The 17,495-nt window shown below is 65.3% G+C and carries 17 protein-coding genes, 1 tRNA gene and 1 pseudogene; 10 read left to right on the top strand and 9 right to left on the bottom strand.

All coding sequences use genetic code 11. The features are described 5' to 3' along the window. Positions 1 to 7: 7 nt before the first annotated feature. Complete coding sequence (locus XI05_RS33115) at positions 8 to 430, bottom strand: RidA family protein (protein WP_271509791.1); 423 nt, start codon at positions 428 to 430, stop codon at positions 8 to 10. A 230-nt stretch (positions 431 to 660) separates the two neighbouring features. Here XI05_RS33115 and XI05_RS33110 point away from each other — a divergent pair, with 230 nt between their 5' ends. Continuing rightward, on the top strand, positions 661 to 1,125 hold the full coding sequence (locus tag XI05_RS33110) for an NUDIX hydrolase (RefSeq protein ID WP_271509788.1): 465 nt from the start codon (positions 661 to 663) through the stop codon (positions 1,123 to 1,125). A 131-nt stretch (positions 1,126 to 1,256) separates the two neighbouring features. Here the strand turns inward: XI05_RS33110 and XI05_RS33105 are convergent, their stop codons facing one another. The 4 genes and pseudogenes from XI05_RS33105 to cpdR all read right to left on the bottom strand — a co-directional run bounded on the left by XI05_RS33105 (position 1,257) and on the right by cpdR (position 2,389). Continuing rightward, positions 1,257 to 1,499, bottom strand: coding sequence for a hypothetical protein (locus XI05_RS33105; RefSeq protein ID WP_271509785.1), 243 nt, complete (start codon positions 1,497 to 1,499; stop codon positions 1,257 to 1,259). 8 nt (positions 1,500 to 1,507) lie between these two features. Then, positions 1,508 to 1,813: pseudogene (locus XI05_RS33100) on the bottom strand (L-2-amino-thiazoline-4-carboxylic acid hydrolase); the annotation flags it as partial. A 69-nt stretch (positions 1,814 to 1,882) separates the two neighbouring features. Continuing rightward, positions 1,883 to 1,957, bottom strand: a tRNA-Val gene (locus XI05_RS33095). A 72-nt stretch (positions 1,958 to 2,029) separates the two neighbouring features. Continuing rightward, entirely contained in the window at positions 2,030 to 2,389 is a 360-nt protein-coding gene (cpdR, locus tag XI05_RS33090) for a cell cycle two-component system response regulator CpdR (RefSeq protein WP_007597092.1), read from the bottom strand. 333 nt (positions 2,390 to 2,722) lie between these two features. On the opposite strand from cpdR, the gene XI05_RS33085 reads away from it, so the two are divergent. From XI05_RS33085 to XI05_RS33075, 3 genes are all read left to right on the top strand, one after another. Then, positions 2,723 to 3,613, top strand: a complete 891-nt coding sequence (locus XI05_RS33085) for an N-formylglutamate amidohydrolase (protein WP_172784984.1) — start codon at positions 2,723 to 2,725, stop codon at positions 3,611 to 3,613. A gap of 526 nt (positions 3,614 to 4,139) precedes the next feature. After that, positions 4,140 to 4,922: a histidinol-phosphatase gene (hisN, locus tag XI05_RS33080; RefSeq protein ID WP_271509779.1), complete on the top strand. Its 783-nt coding sequence runs from the start codon at positions 4,140 to 4,142 to the stop codon at positions 4,920 to 4,922. A gap of 21 nt (positions 4,923 to 4,943) precedes the next feature. Then, complete coding sequence (locus XI05_RS33075; RefSeq protein ID WP_271509777.1) at positions 4,944 to 5,921, top strand: Bug family tripartite tricarboxylate transporter substrate binding protein; 978 nt, start codon at positions 4,944 to 4,946, stop codon at positions 5,919 to 5,921. 188 nt (positions 5,922 to 6,109) lie between these two features. Here XI05_RS33075 and XI05_RS33070 read toward each other — a convergent pair whose 3' ends face one another. Further along, a complete protein-coding gene (locus tag XI05_RS33070) occupies positions 6,110 to 7,000 on the bottom strand; it encodes a LysR substrate-binding domain-containing protein (protein ID WP_271509775.1) in 891 nt (296 codons plus the stop codon). Positions 7,001 to 7,149: 149 nt separating this feature from the next. On the opposite strand from XI05_RS33070, the gene XI05_RS33065 reads away from it, so the two are divergent. Beyond that, complete coding sequence (locus XI05_RS33065) at positions 7,150 to 7,902, top strand: sulfite exporter TauE/SafE family protein (RefSeq protein WP_271509772.1); 753 nt, start codon at positions 7,150 to 7,152, stop codon at positions 7,900 to 7,902. A 5-nt stretch (positions 7,903 to 7,907) separates the two neighbouring features. Here the strand turns inward: XI05_RS33065 and XI05_RS33060 are convergent, their stop codons facing one another. Further along, a complete protein-coding gene (locus XI05_RS33060) occupies positions 7,908 to 8,540 on the bottom strand; it encodes a LysE family translocator (RefSeq protein ID WP_271509768.1) in 633 nt (210 codons plus the stop codon). Positions 8,541 to 8,775: 235 nt separating this feature from the next. On the opposite strand from XI05_RS33060, the gene XI05_RS33055 reads away from it, so the two are divergent. After that, positions 8,776 to 10,572 (top strand): adenylate/guanylate cyclase domain-containing protein, encoded by a 1,797-nt coding sequence (locus XI05_RS33055; protein ID WP_271509738.1) that lies wholly within the window; start codon positions 8,776 to 8,778, stop codon positions 10,570 to 10,572. Between the two features lie 236 nt (positions 10,573 to 10,808). Beyond that, entirely contained in the window at positions 10,809 to 13,583 is a 2,775-nt protein-coding gene (locus tag XI05_RS33050; protein ID WP_271509736.1) for a c-type cytochrome, read from the top strand. 182 nt (positions 13,584 to 13,765) lie between these two features. Here the strand turns inward: XI05_RS33050 and XI05_RS33045 are convergent, their stop codons facing one another. After that, complete coding sequence (locus XI05_RS33045) at positions 13,766 to 14,713, bottom strand: alpha/beta fold hydrolase (protein ID WP_172784992.1); 948 nt, start codon at positions 14,711 to 14,713, stop codon at positions 13,766 to 13,768. 217 nt (positions 14,714 to 14,930) lie between these two features. Here XI05_RS33045 and XI05_RS33040 point away from each other — a divergent pair, with 217 nt between their 5' ends. Together XI05_RS33040 and XI05_RS33035 are read left to right on the top strand one after the other, a co-directional pair. Continuing rightward, the gene (locus tag XI05_RS33040; protein WP_035997846.1) at positions 14,931 to 15,395 is read left to right on the top strand and encodes an Hsp20 family protein; all 465 of its coding nucleotides are present in this window, start codon (positions 14,931 to 14,933) and stop codon (positions 15,393 to 15,395) included. Between the two features lie 154 nt (positions 15,396 to 15,549). Continuing rightward, entirely contained in the window at positions 15,550 to 16,320 is a 771-nt protein-coding gene (locus XI05_RS33035; protein WP_271509733.1) for an alpha/beta fold hydrolase, read from the top strand. Between the two features lie 62 nt (positions 16,321 to 16,382). Here XI05_RS33035 and XI05_RS33030 read toward each other — a convergent pair whose 3' ends face one another. Next, positions 16,383 to 17,129 carry a hypothetical protein gene (locus tag XI05_RS33030; RefSeq protein WP_271509729.1) on the bottom strand — a complete coding sequence of 249 codons (747 nt, stop codon included), beginning with the start codon at positions 17,127 to 17,129 and terminating at the stop codon, positions 16,383 to 16,385. Between XI05_RS33030 and XI05_RS33025 the strand changes: the two genes are divergently transcribed. Continuing rightward, positions 17,128 to 17,304, top strand: a complete 177-nt coding sequence (locus tag XI05_RS33025) for a hypothetical protein (protein ID WP_212254087.1) — start codon at positions 17,128 to 17,130, stop codon at positions 17,302 to 17,304. The genes XI05_RS33030 and XI05_RS33025 overlap by 2 nt on opposite strands. The last annotated feature ends 191 nt before the right edge of the window (positions 17,305 to 17,495 follow it).

Below are 17,495 nucleotides of genomic sequence, written 5' to 3'. Positions count from 1 at the left end.
CGACCTCCTACGGCCGAACGGTGGCAATCATGTTCAGCTCGACCGGCGCCCCTCGCGGCAACTCGGCGACACCGACCGACGTCCGCGTGTGACGGCCGCGATCGCCGAGGCGTTCGATCAGCCGGTCGGAGGCACCGTCCATGACTTGCGACTGCTGGGTAAATCCGGGCGCTGAAGCAACATATCCAACGAGTTGCAAGACCTGGACGATCCTGTCCTCGCCGCCCGTTGCGTGGTTGATCGCCGCAATGCAGAGATCGGCGCAGAGGGCCGCAGCCTCCTGCGCGGCCGCGATATCGACGCCAGCGCCGACCTTGCCCGCATACAGCAGGTCCTCGCCGCGACGGGGCAGCTGACCGCTGACATAGGCAATTCCATCATGGATGATCACCGGCAGATAGTTGCCGCCGGGCTTGTTGACGCTGCTCATCTCGATAACCTGTCTTCCTTTCACGTCCGGCAAAGCGACACATCGCGCCGAACGCCGCAAGCTCGATCGCGCCGGGCGCATCGCCGAGGCGGATGAGCGGACAATGGCAGGCGGCGAGTCACGGATCAAGGCCGCGAGGCGTTCGCATGCCAAAGGCGGTGCCGATCCAGTCGCACAAGACCTCGCCTGCACGCATTGCACGGCGGCGCCGCGCGCGATAACGATCCCCCATGACCACCTGGCGCCCTCATCCCCACATCCGCGTCGTCGCGATCGGCCTGCACTGGCGGAACGGGCGCCTGCTGGCGGCCGAGGTGCGCGACGATGCGGGGCGAATTAAGGGCGTGCGCCCGCTCGGCGGCGAGATCGAGTTCGGCGAGAGCTGGCGTGCGGCGCTGGTGCGGGAATTCGGCGAAGAACTCGGCATCGACGTCATCATCACGGGCGAACCCTTGATGCTGGAGAACATTTTCGTGCACGAGGGATCGACCGGCCACGAGGTGATGTTCATCGCCGAGGTCGCGTTTCCGGAGAGCGCCTTCAACGGCCAGGACCGCATCGACTTCCGCGAGGATAACGGAGAAGAGATCGTCGCGCGCTGGTTCGATCTCTCCGATCTCGACGGGGATGGAGGGCCGAGCCTCTATCCGACCGGGTTGAAAGGCCTGCTGCTCGGGAACAAGGCCGCGACTTGAACGCGTCGCTGCCTCCACGTCGTCATTGCGAGCGCAGCGAAGCAATCCAGGCTGCTACCCGCGGAAAGATTCTGGATTGCTTCGCTGCGCTCGCAATGACGGAATGTGGGGCGACAGCATGGCCCGCAACACTACCACACTTCCGCGCCCGGAACTTTCTTCCGCACCGCCATGCGCTGGATCCAGATGCAGCGGCGAACGGATCTGTTGGAGCGGCCGACGGCGGATATCCCCTCGCCGGCCTGCAGCAGCGGTGCCACGTTCTGGCGCAGCTCGCGGCAGCGCTGGAGCTCGGCCTGCCAGTCGATGATCGCGGCGTCGGCGCGTGACGCCATCAACGCCAGCGCCGCCATGGCAAGGCAGCTGGTCCGCATCTTTCCCCTCACTGTGATCCACCTCCGCCGCGCCGGTAGCGGAAGTCGCAATGATCGGCGCCCTGCATGATGGTCTGCGTGCGCGTGAGCCTGATGTCGGGGCCGAATCCGTCCGCGGTCGCGAAGTCCGCGGTGCAGATCAGGAGGAAACCGAGCTCCGGCTCGCCCAGGGCCTTGTAGAACTCGGCATAGGCGCAGCGCGTCACGTCGAATGCAAAGGCGTCCGCCGTCTCTTCGATCACGTCATAGGCGAGCGCATCGTCGCGGGCGTAGGTCCTGAAGGCCGACGACACGGCCTTGCCGAGATCGCTCGCGGCGGCAGCACGCCTCCGCCCTTTGGGCTTCGGCGCGGCATCCTTCACTCTGCTATCGCGAGCGAAGGATGGTGGGCACGACAGGGATCGAACCTGTGACCCCTACCATGTCAAGGTAGTGCTCTCCCGCTGAGCTACGTGCCCTAGAGGTCATTTCATCGGTGGGGTCCCTATAACGGCTCAGGGGACCCGGCGCAAGGACGGAACGGGGCCGATTTAGGCCGCCAGCATCTTGTTCACTTCGCTGACCAATTCGCGCAGATGCACGGGCTTGGACAGCACCTTGGCGTTCTTGGGGGCGTCCGAATCCGAGTTCAGGGCGACCGCGGCAAAGCCGGTGATGAACATGATTTTGATGTCGGGATCGAGTTCCGAGGCACGGCGGGCGAGCTCGATGCCGTCCATTTCCGGCATCACGATGTCGGTCAGCAGCATCTCGAACGGCTCTTCCCGCAGCCGCTGATAGGCGGCCATGCCGTTGTCGTGGGACGAGACCTGAAAACCGGCGTTTTCCAGCGCCTTGACCAGGAAACGGCGCATGTCGTTGTCGTCTTCGGCGAGCAGGATCTTTGGCATGGCAGGAAACGTCGAATCCCCAGAGGATATCAGCAGAGGTCACTAAGCCCGACAGAGGGTAAATTTGGGGTGAAAATCTTAACCCTGCGGCGGCCCCGCTTCGGGCTCTTTGTGGACCGTAACGAACTCCGAATCAATCGAGCCGGACCTGCGGGTCCACATCCCGATGCCCGCACGGTTAAGACCTGTTCCAATCGGCCAATACATCTTTTCGCTTGGCAGAATGGTTGCGATTCCGGACAATGACGACACATAAGAGCCGCGTGATCGGCCGAATCATTGAATCCGGAGCTTGTCCGGATCGTGCGGCACGAAGGGACGAAGCCTGAGCAGATGACCCGGTTTGACGGCGACATGTCGCCAGCCTTCGAGATCTTCGAGCCCGCCGAATGGCGTGCGCCTGTCATCTTCAACTCGCCGCATTCCGGCTCGACCTATCCTGAGGAATTCCTGGCGGCCTCGCGGATCGACCTGCCGACGCTGCGGCGGTCGGAAGATTCGTTCATGGACGAGCTGATCGGCCATCTGAGCGCGCGCGGCTTTCCGACGGTGCGGGTCAACTTTCCCCGCTCCTATGTCGACGTCAACCGCGAGCCCTATGAGCTCGACCCGCGCATGTTCACGGGCCGTCTGCCGAGCTTCGCCAACACCCGCTCGATGCGCGTCGCCGGCGGCCTCGGCACCATTCCGCGCGTGGTCGGCGACGGCCAGGAGATCTACCGCGACCGCATCCTGGTCGACGATGCGCTGGGGCGCATCGAGACGCTGTACAAGCCCTACCATCGCGCGCTGCGCCGGCTGATCAACAAGGTGCACCAGATGTTCGGCACGGTGGTGCTGGTCGACTGCCACTCGATGCCTTCGGTCGGCGTCAGCAGGGACGAGCCGCGCCGGCCCGACGTCGTGATCGGCGACCGCTACGGCACCAGCTGTACGCCGCTCTTGCCCGATCGCGTCGAGGAGACCATGAGCGGGCTCGGCTATTCGATCGGCCGCAACAAGCCCTATGCCGGCGGCTTCATCACCGAGCATTACGGCAATCCAGCAAGCGGCCTGCACGCCGTGCAGCTCGAGCTCAACCGCGCGATCTACATGGACGAGCGGCGGCGCGAGCGCAGTGCTCGCTTTGCGCAAGTGGCCTCCGACTTCGGCGTTCTCGCCGACGTGCTGGCGACTACGATTCCGTTCGCCGACCTTGGCCCGTTCCAAGCCGCGGCGGAATAGAACTCAGCTTCTCTCTCCAACGACGAGGCCTTGCGCGCGAGTGCGCTTTCACTTCGCAAGCTTGCGCGCCCCAAAATGAAAACGGCGGGGCTAAGAAAAAAGGGCCGCTCGCGAATGACGCAAGCGGCCCAAGTCTAGGGAGGAAACGCCCAAGGAGGGCAGCGGTAACGCAGAGCGCTACCGCACCGCAACAATATGCGGCCGCGCCGCACAAAGTGCAAGGGCTTTTGCGCCGTTTCCCATGCAAATCGCACATGGCTCAGTTGCTTCCATGGAAACCCAGATTCAGTTTCTTTGATAAGGAAATTCAATGGGTTGATAGTCGTTTGCATACGAACAAGGCAACCTCGGAACTAAGTTTTCAACTCCGTGATCGATATTTGGCCAGCAGATGACTGGAATGGGGCAGCGCGCTTCGGCATCCAAAATACCAGGGCGCAACATCAAGACAGCGCTGCACGCGGCAGGCGAATTGAGCTAGGCAGGAGGCAAGCTTCATCCAACCTTCGCTTCGAGGATTTCGCCTGTGACGGTGATCGACTTCTCCGCCTTCATCGGTCGGCTTGCCACCGCCTCCGGCGAAACCATCCTGCCGTTCTTCCGCACCTCGCTGTCGATCGACGACAAGAGCAAGACCAAGGATTTCGATCCCGTGACGGAGGCCGACCGCGCCGCCGAGGCGGTGATGCGGCGGCTGATCAAGGCCAACTTCCCCCAGCACGGCATCGTCGGCGAGGAATTCGGCAGCGAGCGCGAGGACGCCGACTACGTCTGGGTGCTCGATCCCATCGACGGCACCAAATCCTTCATCGGCGGCTTTCCGATCTGGGGCACGCTGATCGCGCTGTTGCACAAGGGCACGCCGGTTTTCGGCATGATGCACCAGCCCTTCATCGGCGAGCGCTTTTCCGGCGACAACGGTTCGGCCAATTATAAGGGGCCGTCGGGCGAGCGCCGGCTCCAGGTCCGCCGCTGCGCGTCGTTGTCGGAGGCCACGACCTACACCACCAGCCCCCTGCTGATGAACGAGAGCGACCGCGCCGTCTTCGGCCGCATCGAGCGGGGCGCGCGGCTGTCGCGCTATGGCGGCGACTGCTACTCCTATTGCATGCTGGCCGCGGGCCACGTCGACCTCGTGGTCGAGACCGAGCTGAAGCCCTACGACATCGCAGCGCTGATCCCGATCGTGACCGGCGCCGGCGGCGTCGTCACCACCTGGGAAGGCAAGCCGGCCCAGGGCGGCGGCCGCATCATCGCGGCCGGCGACGCGCGGGTTCACGAGGAAGCGTTGAAGCTGTTGAACCAGTAGCAAGCGAAGCGGAGGGCTTGCATGATTCTCTCAAGCAGGCTGCTCGTTACATTGTTCTTGGGATTGTTCCTGCTGCTGCCATCGCTGGCATCGGCGCAGAACTTTCCGGCCAAGCCGATCAAGCTGATCGTGCCGTTTTCCGCCGGCGGGCCCAACGACATCATCGCCCGGGTCGTCGGCCAGCGCATGTCGGAACTGTGCGGTCAGCCGGTGCTGATCGACAATCGCGGCGGACAGGGCGGCGTGCTCGGCACCGACGCCGTCGCGAAGAGCCCGCCCGACGGCTACACCGTCGCGATCTCGTCGGCCGGGGCGCTTGCGATCAGCGCGAGCATGGAGAAGGTCGCCTACGACACCCTCACCGACCTCACCCCGGTGACGCTGGTCGCGATCGTGCCGGAAATGCTCGTCGTCGCCGCCAACGTCCCCGCAAAGGACGCCGGCGAATTGATCGCGTTGGCCAGGGCGCAGCCGGGCAAGCTCAACTTCGCCTCAACCGGCGCCGGCAGCCTGCCGCATCTCGCCGGTGAATTGTTCAAGCTGACGGCCAGGATCGACATCGTCCACGTGCCCTATCGCGGCGCCGCGCCTGCGGTGAACGACCTCCTGGGGCAGCAGGTGCAGATGGCGTTCCTCGATCTCCCGGCGCTGCTGCCGCAGGTCAAGGCGGGCGCCCTGCGCCCCATTGCCGTCGGCTCGGCCGAACGTGCGCCGACCGCGCCTGATGTCCCGACCACCGCGGAAGCGGGCTTTCCCGATCTGCGCATCGTGAACTGGTACGGCATGGTCGCGCCCAAGGGCACGCCGCAGGAGATCATCGCCGCGCTGCATGGCCTCGTCACGAAGGCGATGGCGGATCCCGCGGTGAAGGAGAAGCTCGCCGCCCAGGGCGCGACGCTGATCGGCGATGAGCCGGAGCATTTTCGTCAATTCATCGCGGACGAAACCAAGAAGTGGGCGAAGGTGATCAAGGACGCCGGCGTGGAGACGGGGAAGTAGACTTGCTGACCCTCCCCTGGAGGGACCCTGGGGGGGGAGGGTCGATCGCGCGAAGCGCGAGCGGGGTGGGGTGATCTCTCCACGCGGGCACTGTTGGATGTGGAGAGACCGTCACCCCACCCCGTCTCACATTACGCTGCGCTCAATGTGAGCCGACCCTCCCCCTCCAGGGGAGGGTAAGAATCCCCTCACACCGCCTCGGCCCTGAGATGCTCCACCAGCATCTTGGCCGGCCTTGGCAGCGTCTTGAAGCTGCGCGCGCAGATCACGAGGCGGCGGTTGGCCCAGGCATCGCGCAAGCGAACCATGGCAAGCGGCATGGTCTTGGCGCAGCGGCGGGCGGCGGCCTCGGGCACGAGTGCGACGCCGACATCGGCAGCGACCATCTGGCAGATCGCGTCGAAATCGCGCAGGCGGGCGCGGACATGCTGGCGGATGCCGAGCCGCGCCGCGTGCCTGGAAATATGCATCTGGAGCGCGGTGGCGCTGGTCAGCCCGACGAAGTCGCAGGCCCCCGCCTCCTGAAAGTCGATCTGGCGGCGGCCGGCGAACGGGCCGCGCTTCGAGGTCACCAGCGTCAGGCGATCCTCGCTGAAAGGGAAGCGCTCGATATGCTCGGGCAGCGCATGCTCGGCGGCGAAGCCGAGGTCAGCAGCGCCTGCGGCGATTGCCGCCGCGATATCGGTGCTCTCGCGTTCCTCGATGTCGACGGCGACGTCGCGATGCTCGCGCAGGAAGCCGGCGAGCGCCTTCGGCAGATGCTCCGACAGGCCCGACGTGTTGGCGAGGAAATGCACGCTGGCGCGCACGCCGCTGGCAAAGCCGGCGAGATCGCCGCGCATGGCGTCGATCTGATGGATCACGAGCCTGGCATGATCGAGCAGGCTCTCGCCGGCCGCGGTCAACTCGATGCCGCGGCGCCCGCGCTTGAGCAGTACGACGCCGAGCGCGTCCTCCAGGCCCTTGATGCGCGCGCTGGCCGAGGCCAGCGCCAGATGCGAGCGCTCCGCAGCGCGCGTGATGCTGCGCTGGTCGGCGACCGCGATGAAGAGCTGGAGATCGACGAGGTCGAAGCGCATGAGATGTCTCTTCTTTGTTGTTGGAGTATGATCTTGTCGGAAAACCGCTTCGCACTTTTCCGGATCATGCTCCAGCCTTCGTCGACGACGAAGGCTGTCTCCGTAACCTCCAGATTGTGCGCCCGCGCGGCTTCGGTCAATGTATTGAGATGATCGACCCGCTGCTCATCCTCATCGCCGCCGTGTTCCTGCTCGCCGGATTCGTCAAAGGCGTGGTCGGGCTCGGCCTGCCGACGGTGTCCATGGGCCTGCTGGCGGTCAGCATGGCGCCGGGCCGCGCCATCGCCATCGTCATCGTTCCCGCCATCGTCACCAACATCTGGCAGACCTTCGTCGGCCCGTATTTGCGCGACATCCTGCGGCGGCTGTGGCCGCTGATGATCGGCACCGTGGTCGGCTGCTGGCTCAATGCCGGCGCGCTGACCGGACCTCACGCACGCTACGGCACGATCGTGCTCGGCGCCCTGCTGGTCGTCTACGCCGTGATCGGGCTGAACAAGTTCCACTTCCGCGTCGCGCCCGAGAACGAGAAATGGGTCGGCGGCGTGGTCGGCATCGTCACCGGCGTGATCTCGGCCTCGACCGGCGTGCAGGTGATCCCGTCGATGCCGTTCATGCAGGCGATCGGCATGGAGAAGGACGAGCTGGTGCAGGCGCTCGGCGTGTTCTTCACCACCGCCACGCTGGCGCTCGCCTTCAACCTGACCGCGGTCGGATTGCTGACGCCGGCCAATGCCGTGCCGGGCGCGATCGGCCTCGCCATGGCCTTTGCCGGCATGTTCATCGGCCAATCGGTGCGGGCGCGGATGCCGGCGGAAGCGTTTCGCCGCTGGTTCCTGATCGCGATGATCCTGCTCGGCCTCTATCTCGCCGGCAGCGCGCTGGCGAAGGAGTTTGCCTGAACGAGTTACCGGCTCTCCAGCATGGCGACACGGATGCCGAGATAGATGAAGAGGCCGCCGAGCGCGCGGTTGACCCAGGCAATCGCCGCCTCGGACTGACGCAGCCGGTGCGCGGCCCTGGCGGCGAACGCGGCGAGCACCAGGCACCACAGCGTCCCCGTAAAGATGAAGATCAGGCCGAGCGTCAGGAAGGCGAGCGGCTTGTGCGGCGCATCGGCCGCGACGAATTGCGGCAGGAAGGCCAGGAAGAACAGCGCGACCTTGGGATTGAGCGCATTGGTGAAGACGCCCTGGAGGAAGACCCGCGAGAGCGAGCTGCGCACCGGCTGATCGATGCTTGAAGCCAGCACGGGGCGCGACCACAGCATCTGGACGCCGGTCACGACCAGATACGCCGCGCCGACCAGCTTCAGGATCGAGAAGGCGGTGGACGAGGCCATCAACAGAGCCGAAAGCCCGATCGCCGCGCCCGCGACATGGACGAAGCAGCCGCAACTGATGCCCAGGGCGGCAGCGGCGCCGCCGCGCCAGCCCATCTGCATGCTGCGGCCGATCACATAGACCGAATCCGGTCCCGGCGTGACGTTGAGCAGCACGCCCGAGAGGATGAAAAGCCCGATTTCGTGAATACCCAGCATGAAAGGTGCCCCGCTGCCGTCCTGGCGGTCCCAGTTCCGCTTAGTCGGTTCGCCCGTCCCCGTCCACCGCCGGGATTGCGTAGGATTTACCTCGAATTTGCAATGCGGATCATGCTTCCGCTCCGGCGCATCTGCTCTATAAAGGCGGGGTTCTTGAAATGCGGGATTCGCGGCAACCGCCACGCTGTGGCCGGTCCCGGATTCCTCACCCAAGTCCCCTTGGAGCTCTGCGGATATGGAAAGACGTCTGGCCGCCATCGTCTGCGCCGATGTCGCCGGCTATTCGCGCATGATGGGCAGCGACGAAGCCGGCACCCACGCCGCCTTCAAGGCCCATCGCGCCGCGATTCACCCCATCATCCTCAATCACGGCGGCCGCGTCGTGAAGAACACCGGCGACGGCTTCCTGCTGGAGTTCGCCTCGATCGTCGGCGCCAGCGAGGCGGCGATCGCGATGCAGACGCTGATGGCGGAGCGCAACCGCCATCTGCCGGCCGACCGTGCCATGCAATTCCGGCTCGGCATCCACATGGGCGACGTGATCGCCGACGAGGACGAGGTGTTCGGCGACGACGTCAACATCGCCGTCCGCCTGGAATCGGTAGCGAGCCCCGGCGGATTCGCGATCTCGGCCAAGGCATATCGGGAGGCGAGCAAGCATCTCACCGTGCCGCTGACCGATGCCGGCAACCATCGCTTCAAGAACATCAAGGATGCGATCGAGGTCTTTACCTGGACGCCCGAAGGCGCGCCGGCGCTTGCTCCCGAGCTCCGGGAGGCCTCGGTGCTGTCGCAGCAGTACCGTACCGCGATCGTCGGCGTGCTGCCCTTTGCCAATCTCAGCGACGCCCAGGACGAATATTTCTCCGACGGCCTCACCGAGGACCTGATCCATGCGCTGTCGCTGCAATCCTTCTACCGGGTGCTGAGCCGCAACTCGACCTTCGCCTTCAAAGGAAAGAACGTCGGCACCCGGCTGATCGCGCGCGAGATCGACGCCACCTATCTGATCCAGGGCTCGGTGCGGCGCGCCGGCGCCAAGATCCGCGTCACCGCCGAATTGATCGCGCCGGAGACCGGCGAGCAGCTCTGGACCGGCCGCTACGACCGCGACATCGGCGACCTGTTCGCGATGCAGGATGAGATCACGACCAACCTGTCCGCCGCGATCGCCACCGAGATCGTTCGCGCCGAGGCCTCGGCGCCGGCGCGGCTCTCGACCGACGTCTCCGCTTGGGACCGTTTCCTCAAGGGGCTGTCGCATTACTACCGGCAGACCAAGGAGGATCTGGCGGCCGCCGTCGAGCTGTTCCGCGAGGCGATCCGGCTCGATCCCAAGCTGTCGATCGCGCACGCCTATCTCGCCACGATCCAGATCCAGAGCATTCAGTTCGGCTGGGTCAAGGGCACGCGGGAGATGTGGGCCGAGGCGATGAACCTCGCCGAAACCAGCGTGCGGCTCGACCCGCGCTCCTCCTTCGCGTTCTCGATCCTGTCCTGGGCGCATGCGATGGAGGGGCATCACGAGGCGGCAATGGACGCCGCCAAGCGCGCGGTCGCGCTCAACCCTTACGACAATGGCGCGCGCGGCGTGCTCGGCATCTGCCATTTCATGATCGGCGAGCATCGCGAAGCGATCGAGCTGTTCTCGATGGCCGCGCAACGCGACAACAGCGACCCGCGCTACCAATGGGCGGCGCTGAACGCGTTCAGCCATTATCTGTTGCGCCAATATGACGCGACACTGTCATGGGCGCGCGAGCAGCTCTACATCAACCCGAATCACATGCAGGCGCTGGCGATCCGGGCCGCGGCGTTGGCGCAGCTGGGGCGAAACGACGAGGCCAGCGAAGCCGCCCGCGTGCTGATGGCGAATTATCCAACGCTGAACGTCGACAGGCACTTGCGCAACTTCCACTGGAAGCGGCCCGAGGACATCGCCCATTATCGCGAGGGGCTGCTGAAGGCCGGCGTGCCGCTCGGCAAGCTGACGCTGGTTCAGAGCGACGTGAAGCGGGCCGCCGAATCCTGAGCGAAAGCCCGCTCTTGTTGACAGGACAGTGAAATCCGCCACACTTCGTCACACGCTGAAGTAGTATATCGTGCTGTCGGTTTGTTAGGACTTTCCGCGCTCTAAAGCGCGATGCGATCATCGCGCTTTAGTTGTTGTTTAAGCATGATCTTTTCGGAAAACCGCTGCACACTTTTCCGGATCATGCATAAAGGCGCGCCTGCTTTCCACGATTCGCTGTTTTCAGGATTTGGGCCATGCACGACCCCGCTTCGAAACCGCCCTTCGACCCCTCGATTCAAGTCTCGCCGAACAATCCCTGTCCGTTCCTGCGCGGCCTCGTCGGCGAAGGCTTCGTCGAGGGCGGCACCGTCCCGCTCAACACGCTGTCGCAGACCATCGCCAATGCGAGCGGCGAAACCGGGCTGAAGAAGGTCTCGGCCCGCATCCAGGTCCGCGGCGTTGCGATGATCGCCAACGGCATCAAGCACATCCTCAAGAGCATCGTTTCGGGCGCGCAGCTCGACGCGTTGCGCGGGGGGCCACTGGACAAGCGCGGCGCCGGCTCGCGCATCCTCGGCGTCGACGGCAAGATCAACGAGGACGAGATCGCGCGCCTTGCCAACTTCGGCCGGACCTACACCGACCCGAACACCGGCAGCAGCGAGCCCGGCCTCAATGCCGCGGAAATCAAGACCTTCATGCGCGACAACCTCAAGCGCGCCGGCAGCGCCGCACGCTGGTACTACCCGCTGCTGATGAAGTTCGAATGGCCCGTCCTTTTGAAGATCATCGGCAAGGGCAAGCCGGGTGAAGAGCGTTATCTCAGCGTGGCCGACGTGCGCACGCTGTTCGAACAACGCCAATTCCCCGACCGCATCAACCAGCGGATCGTGTCGCAGCCGCTGCTGTCGTCCTGCCAGCTCCGCTTTCGCTGGGCGGTCGCGCTCACGGCCGTTGTCATCGGCCTTGGCCTCATCGCCTTGGTCGCCGTCGCCGAACTTCCCAATCAGGTTCGCGCCATGCTGCCCCAGAAGGGCGTGCTGGTGAATCTCCTGCCGCCGCCCCTGCCCGCGATGCCCGAGACCAAGGCTGCCTATTGGCTCGAGCAAAACTGGTCGCTGAAGGACCGGCACTGGTTCCACCACGCCAGCCAGGGCACCGCGACGTTCCCGGTGCCCTATGAGTGGTTCGTGGCGCTGGAGCAGCCGCAGCTTCATCTGTTCTCGAAGCCCGGCATGATCAAGGACAGCGCTTATCTCGAGCGCTTCGGCTTCATCCCGAGCCCGCAATCGGTCCAGGTCGACACGGCGACGCTGCGCCGCTTCGGCTACGCCAATGTCTACGAGACCACGCAAGCCTCGGACTGGTCGACGCGGTGGACGCCGGTGGAGAACGTCGACGGCCTGCCGGTCGGCTTCGCGCGCATGACGGGCGTCGTCGATCCCGCGACGGGTCGGCGCGAAGAGGACAAGATCGGGCTGACCTGCGCCGCCTGTCATACCGGTCAGATCCACTATCAGGGCGTCGACGTCCGCTTCGACGGCGGCCCGGCGATGACCGACCTGAAGAAGCTCGAGCTCACAACCGGCCTGTCGATCGCCTACACGCTGTACGTCCCGTTCCGCTTCCAGCGTTTTGCCGATCGCGTGCTCGGCCCCGACGCCAGCAAGACGGACCGCGCCGCTCTCAAGCAAAGGCTCAGCGCGATCGGCAGCTTCCTGATCGACTGGGCCAAGAACTACGAGAAGACCATCGAGGCCAAGAAGACCTGGGACGGCAAGCAGCAGCAGGACACCGAGGAAGGGTTCGGCCGCCTCGATGCCCTCAACCGCATCGGCAACCAGGTGTTTTCGCAGGACCTCGCGCTGAGCGGGGTCAAGGGATTCGAGAAGAATTTGCACGCCCAGGACGCGCCCGTGAGCTACCCCGCGATCTGGACGGTGCCGTGGTTCAAGTTCGCCCAATACGACGCCTCGATCGAGCAGCCGCTGATCCGCAACGCCGGCGAAGCCCTCGGCGTGACCGCCCTGCTCAACCTGTCCGATGCCTACCCGGCGGACAGGCTGTGGCGCTCCTCGGTCAACATCAGGACGCTCGGCTGGATCGAGGACATGCTGAGAGGCCCCGATCCATTCAAGGCGGCTGATACCACAACGGGTCCGAAGTTCGGCGGCCTGCTCGCACCGAAATGGCCCTCGCACATCCTCGGCGACGCCTGGAAGCTGAAGCCCGATCGGGTCGAGCGCGGCCGCGCCATCTATGCGGAGATGTGCTCCGGATGCCATCTGCCTGATGTCAACAGTCCGGCCTTCTGGTCGTCGAAGCGCTGGGAGCCGAGCGGCGACAGCAAGGTGCTGAATGCGGTGACGATCCCGCTCGACGAGATCAAGACGGATCCCGAGCAGTCCCTCGTTCTCAGCAAGCGGACCGTCGACGTGCCCGGCTTCCTGAAGGTCAACACGGCCGACCTGCAGACATGGTGGCAGTGCGAGATCCCGACTGCGAGCGCTTCGCCCAACGAGATGGTCTACGCGCTCGGCCTGATGACGGTGGTCGATTTCGTCGCCCGCAAATGGATGGACGACGAGGACATCCCGGAGGCCGAACGGGCGCACATCTGGAATCTCGCGCGCAAGAACTGTCTCAATCCGGCGCCCGATCCGCGCTATCGCGCGCGGCCCTTGAACGGCATCTGGGCCACCGCGCCTTACCTGCACAACGGCTCGGTGCCGTCGCTGTACTGGCTGCTGAAGCCGCAGAACGAGCGCCCGCAGAAGTTCTGCATGGGCCGCCGCGACTACGACCCCGAGACCGTCGGTTTCGCAGTCACCGCCAACGAGCGCTGCAAGACCGGTGAAACGGAGTTCTCTGCGACGAGCTCCGACGGCAAGCCGATCCAGGGCAACAGCGTGCTCGGCCATTCCTTCGAACGCAAGGACGGCGAGCCGAAACGCCCCGGCGTCATCGGCCGCATGTTCAAGGACGACGCTGAGCGCTACGACCTGATCGAGTATCTGAAGACGCTGTAACGCTTCCCCTGTCCTCTTCCGCTGCTGTTTGCCGAAGCATCAGCGAAGGCGGGAGGGGCCAGAATCCACCTCAGCGTCATTGCGAGGAGCCCTTGCGACGAAGCAATCCAGAATCTTTCCTCGGAGAGATTCTGGATTGCTTCGCTGCGCTCGCAATGACGGAGAGGGGGCCCGCCGTCCTCTCACTTGAACAGCGGCGTGCCTGGCACGAAGGCGTCGAAGGCGGCCCAGAACTGGGCGCGGTAGCGATCCTGCTCCTGGAGGATCTCGTGCTTGGCGCCAGCGATCACGAGATGGGAGCCGGCGCGCAGGTGATAGGCGAATTCCTCGATCGCCGCCGTCGAGACCACGGCGTCGTTGGAGGCCGCCAGCATCAGGATCGGCTGGCGGATCTGCGAGGGGTAGTTCACGCGCTTGAAGGTGTGCATGGCCCGGAAGGCGGTATCAGCCCAGGCGACCGTCGGTGACGCCAGCCCGAGCGTCGGGTCTTCCTCCAGGATCGCGGCATTGCGCGCATAGCGGACGGGATCGCTGGTCAAGGGGTTGTTGATGAAGGGTTCGAGCCCGGTGAGGCGGTCGCTGCCGCCGGGAACGTAGCGGCCGCCCTGCCCGAGCAGGCGCATCGTCTTGAGCAGCGCACGCACCGGCAGCGAGGTGGTGCGCCCGGGCAGGTCGATCATCGGCGCGGACAGCACCATACGGTCGAACCAGCGCTTGCCGGCATGGGCCACCCGCAGCAGCACCGTGCCGCCCATGGAATGGGCCAGCGCGAAGAACGGCGGCGGGCAATCCGGCAGCACCACCTGCTGCACGAAGGTCTCGACGTCGATCTCGAAATCGGCGAAGTCGCGCACATAGCCCTTGCGCGGATCGCGCAGGCGGCGCGACGAGTGCCCCTGCCCACGCCAGTCGATCATCGCCACCGCAAAGCCGCGGTCGCGCAGGTCGCGCACGGTCTCGAAATACTTCTCGATCTGCTCGCTGCGCCCGGTGAAGACGCAGACCGTACCCTTGCGGTTCGCCGGCGGCGCCCAGCGCGCAAAGCGCAGCTCGACGCCATCAGGGGTCTTGATGGTGCCGCTGACGACGTTTTCGGGGACGGGATTGGCGGGAATCGAGACCAGCGTCATTTGGGCGTGCTTGGGCGGGAAGTGCTGCAAAACAAGGGGCCAAAGCGCCGAAAAGGCGCCTGTCCCGCCCTCTTGAACGCCGTCTCGTTCCACCCATATCACCTTCGTGCAGGCCGCTACCAGTGTTTCGGAACCGGAACATCAGGCTGCACACAGACTAAAGCCCGGCCCGATTGGCGGGCGGGTTACCAACAGTCGCTCAATGGAGGACTTGACCATGCGTAGCTACGATCTCACTCCGTTCTATCGTTCCACCGTCGGCTTCGACCGTCTCTTCAACCTGCTCGATCAGGCCAGCTCCGACGGCAGCCCCGGTTATCCCCCCTACAACATCGAGCGCACCGGCGAGAATGCCTACCGCATCACCGTTGCGGTCTCCGGCTTTGCCAAGGATGAGCTCTCCATCGTGGCGAAGGAAAACACGCTGACGATCAAGGGCGAGAAGGTCGCGAACGAGAACTCGAAATCCGAAGTGCTCTACCGCGGCATCGCCGCGCGTGCCTTCGAGCGCGCCTTCCAGCTTGCCGACTTCGTGCAGGTGAAGGACGCCTCGCTCGAGAACGGGCTGCTTCACGTCGACCTCGTCCGCGAGATTCCCGAGGCCAAGAAGCCGCGCCAGATCGCGATCAACGCCGGCGCAAAGGCGCAGGTGATCGAGAACTCGGCAGCGCAGGCCGCCTAACCAGGCGACCACCCCAAACGACTTCCAGGTTGCGAAAACGCCCCGGTGCCCCGGGGCGTTTTTTGCACTGCATCACAGAACGGTGAAGGTGTAACGCTGCGGCCTCGCGCGCCGTCCTTTGGGCATCGACCCCAAAACAAGACGGAGAAAGATCATGTCACTCTGGCGCAGCCTTTTCGTCGCCGCGAGCCTCTTGGCGGCTCCCCTCAACCTAGCTCATGCCCAGACACCGCAGACGGTGAAGGCGAAGAACGTCGTGCTGGTGCACGGCGCCTGGGCCGACGGCTCGAGCTGGTCGGAGGTGATCCCGATCCTGCAGGCTGCAGGCCTGCATGTGACGGCCGTGCAGAATCCGCTGTCCTCGCTCGCGGATTCCGTCGAAGCGACCAAGCGGGCGCTGGCCGAGCAGGACGGGCCGACCGTGCTGGTCGCGCATTCCTGGGGCGGCACCGTGATCAGCCAGGTCGGCACCGACCCGAAGGTCACCGGCCTCGTTTACGTCGCCGCACGCGCGCCCGATGCGAACGAGGATTTCGTGGCGCTGTCGAAGCAGTTTCCGACCGGGCCCGCGCGTGCCGGCATCGTCGAGCGCGACGGCTACACCAAGCTCTCGGAAGAGGCCTTCCTGAAGTACTTCGCCAACGGCGTGAAGCCGGAGCAGGCCAAGGAGCTCTACGCCGTGCAATGGCCGACCGCGGCCTCGATCTTCGCCGGCCGCACCACGGAGGCGGCCTGGCGCTCGAAGCCGAGCTGGTACGCGGTGTCGAAGAACGACTACACCATCAACCCCGATTTCGAGCGCTTCCTCGCCAAGCGCATCAACGCCACCACGATCGAGCTCGATGCCGGCCACCTCTCGCTGGTGTCGCATCCGAAGGAGGTGGCGAATCTGATCCTGGACGCGGCGGGGTATCCGCGGAGCTGACACGCAGTCATTTCACGCAAAAGCGCCCGAGAGTTTCTCGGGCGCTTTCTGTTTGCTGACGCCTAATCCAGCCCCTGCGCGGCCGGCATGTCCTGCGTCGGCAGGATGGTCGGTGCAGGCTTTGCCTGACCGACCGTCGGCGCGGCGGCCTCGGCCGGTTTGGCTTGCACCGCGGCGGCTTGCTGCGGGGCCTGCGCCTGCACTGCCTGAGCCTGCTGCGCCGCGGGCTCGGCCGGCTTCGCAGCGACCGGCGTCTCGGCGCGCCGCGGGGCGGGCTTGGGCAGCGGCACGGCGCGGCTTGCCACATGCGGGATCGACGCCGGCGGGCGGGGCGGGCCGCTGCGGATCACGGTCGGCGGCGGCAGCGCAGTTTGCGGCCCGTACGGCGCGACCGCGCGGTCGTCATAGGCGGGCGCCATGCCATAGGCATCAGTGGCCGGCATGAAGCGGATGATCCGCCCGTCGCGGGCGTCGATCACCAGCCGGCCATCGTCGCCGCTTCTGTCGATCACCGCGATGGTGTAGACGCTGCCGCGCAGGCGCGGAATGCCGAGCGGCGAGAAGCCGTTTTCGCGCAGCACGGCGTAGACCTCGGTCGGCGGCAACACGGCCAGTGCCGGGCCGCGTTCCTCGTAGCCGTAACCGTAGCGCGGCGGCGGAGCGGCCTCCGGCGGGGCGTAGGGCCCGTCGAAATCCGACACCGCGATGACGGCCCCTCTGGCGATACCGCTCGCGGGAACCTGGGCATGCCCCGCACCGGCAGCCAGCGCCAGCGCGGCGGCCGCCACACATCCTGTGAAAAACTTCATGATCGAGACGCTCCTGTCAGGCCCTCCGGCGGCCGCCCTCTTTCGCTTCTCGCGGCGTGGCGCGCCTTCCGAAGGGTTGATCCGAAGCTTCATTGGGGATTTCGGCGCCGCCGGGGCCGGATCAGGGCGCGTTTGCTTCAAAACCGGGGCCGCGCAACTTTTGGAAAGCGATTGATTGACTTCTGCGGAATCGGGACTTCCGCGCGCTTGTGTGCTAGACAAAAATTTGGCAAGGTGATGGTTAGGACAGGAAGACTGTCTCATTTTGCCTGCGGTTCCGGCATAGGGATTGCAGCGAGAACTGGTGCTCTCGAGCGCCGGCAAGGTACCAGGCAAAGCCGTTCTCGGGGACGAAGAACGCCTAGG

Origin of the sequence: Bradyrhizobium sp. CCBAU 11357 (assembly GCF_028128865.1) — a bacterium.
In the GTDB taxonomy this organism is placed as follows: Bacteria; Pseudomonadota; Alphaproteobacteria; order Rhizobiales; family Xanthobacteraceae; genus Bradyrhizobium.
This window is presented reverse-complemented; position numbering and strand designations above follow the sequence as displayed.

What these genes read in the sequence shown, in the direction of transcription:
- XI05_RS33115 (WP_271509791.1), bottom strand. Translation starts at nt 430, where the DNA reads ATGAGCAGCGTCAACAAGCCCGGCGGCAACTATCTGCCGGTGATCATC.
- XI05_RS33110 (WP_271509788.1), top strand. Translation starts at nt 661, where the DNA reads ATGACCACCTGGCGCCCTCATCCCCACATCCGCGTCGTCGCGATCGGC.
- XI05_RS33105 (WP_271509785.1), bottom strand. Translation starts at nt 1,499, where the DNA reads ATGCGGACCAGCTGCCTTGCCATGGCGGCGCTGGCGTTGATGGCGTCA.
- cpdR (WP_007597092.1), bottom strand. Translation starts at nt 2,389, where the DNA reads ATGCCAAAGATCCTGCTCGCCGAAGACGACAACGACATGCGCCGTTTC.
- XI05_RS33085 (WP_172784984.1), top strand. Translation starts at nt 2,723, where the DNA reads ATGACCCGGTTTGACGGCGACATGTCGCCAGCCTTCGAGATCTTCGAG.
- XI05_RS33075 (WP_271509777.1), top strand. Translation starts at nt 4,944, where the DNA reads ATGATTCTCTCAAGCAGGCTGCTCGTTACATTGTTCTTGGGATTGTTC.
- XI05_RS33070 (WP_271509775.1), bottom strand. Translation starts at nt 7,000, where the DNA reads ATGCGCTTCGACCTCGTCGATCTCCAGCTCTTCATCGCGGTCGCCGAC.
- XI05_RS33065 (WP_271509772.1), top strand. Translation starts at nt 7,150, where the DNA reads ATGATCGACCCGCTGCTCATCCTCATCGCCGCCGTGTTCCTGCTCGCC.
- XI05_RS33060 (WP_271509768.1), bottom strand. Translation starts at nt 8,540, where the DNA reads ATGCTGGGTATTCACGAAATCGGGCTTTTCATCCTCTCGGGCGTGCTG.
- XI05_RS33055 (WP_271509738.1), top strand. Translation starts at nt 8,776, where the DNA reads ATGGAAAGACGTCTGGCCGCCATCGTCTGCGCCGATGTCGCCGGCTAT.
- XI05_RS33050 (WP_271509736.1), top strand. Translation starts at nt 10,809, where the DNA reads ATGCACGACCCCGCTTCGAAACCGCCCTTCGACCCCTCGATTCAAGTC.
- XI05_RS33045 (WP_172784992.1), bottom strand. Translation starts at nt 14,713, where the DNA reads ATGACGCTGGTCTCGATTCCCGCCAATCCCGTCCCCGAAAACGTCGTC.
- XI05_RS33040 (WP_035997846.1), top strand. Translation starts at nt 14,931, where the DNA reads ATGCGTAGCTACGATCTCACTCCGTTCTATCGTTCCACCGTCGGCTTC.
- XI05_RS33035 (WP_271509733.1), top strand. Translation starts at nt 15,550, where the DNA reads ATGTCACTCTGGCGCAGCCTTTTCGTCGCCGCGAGCCTCTTGGCGGCT.
- XI05_RS33025 (WP_212254087.1), top strand. Translation starts at nt 17,128, where the DNA reads ATGATCGAGACGCTCCTGTCAGGCCCTCCGGCGGCCGCCCTCTTTCGC.
- XI05_RS33030 (WP_271509729.1), bottom strand. Translation starts at nt 17,129, where the DNA reads ATGAAGTTTTTCACAGGATGTGTGGCGGCCGCCGCGCTGGCGCTGGCT.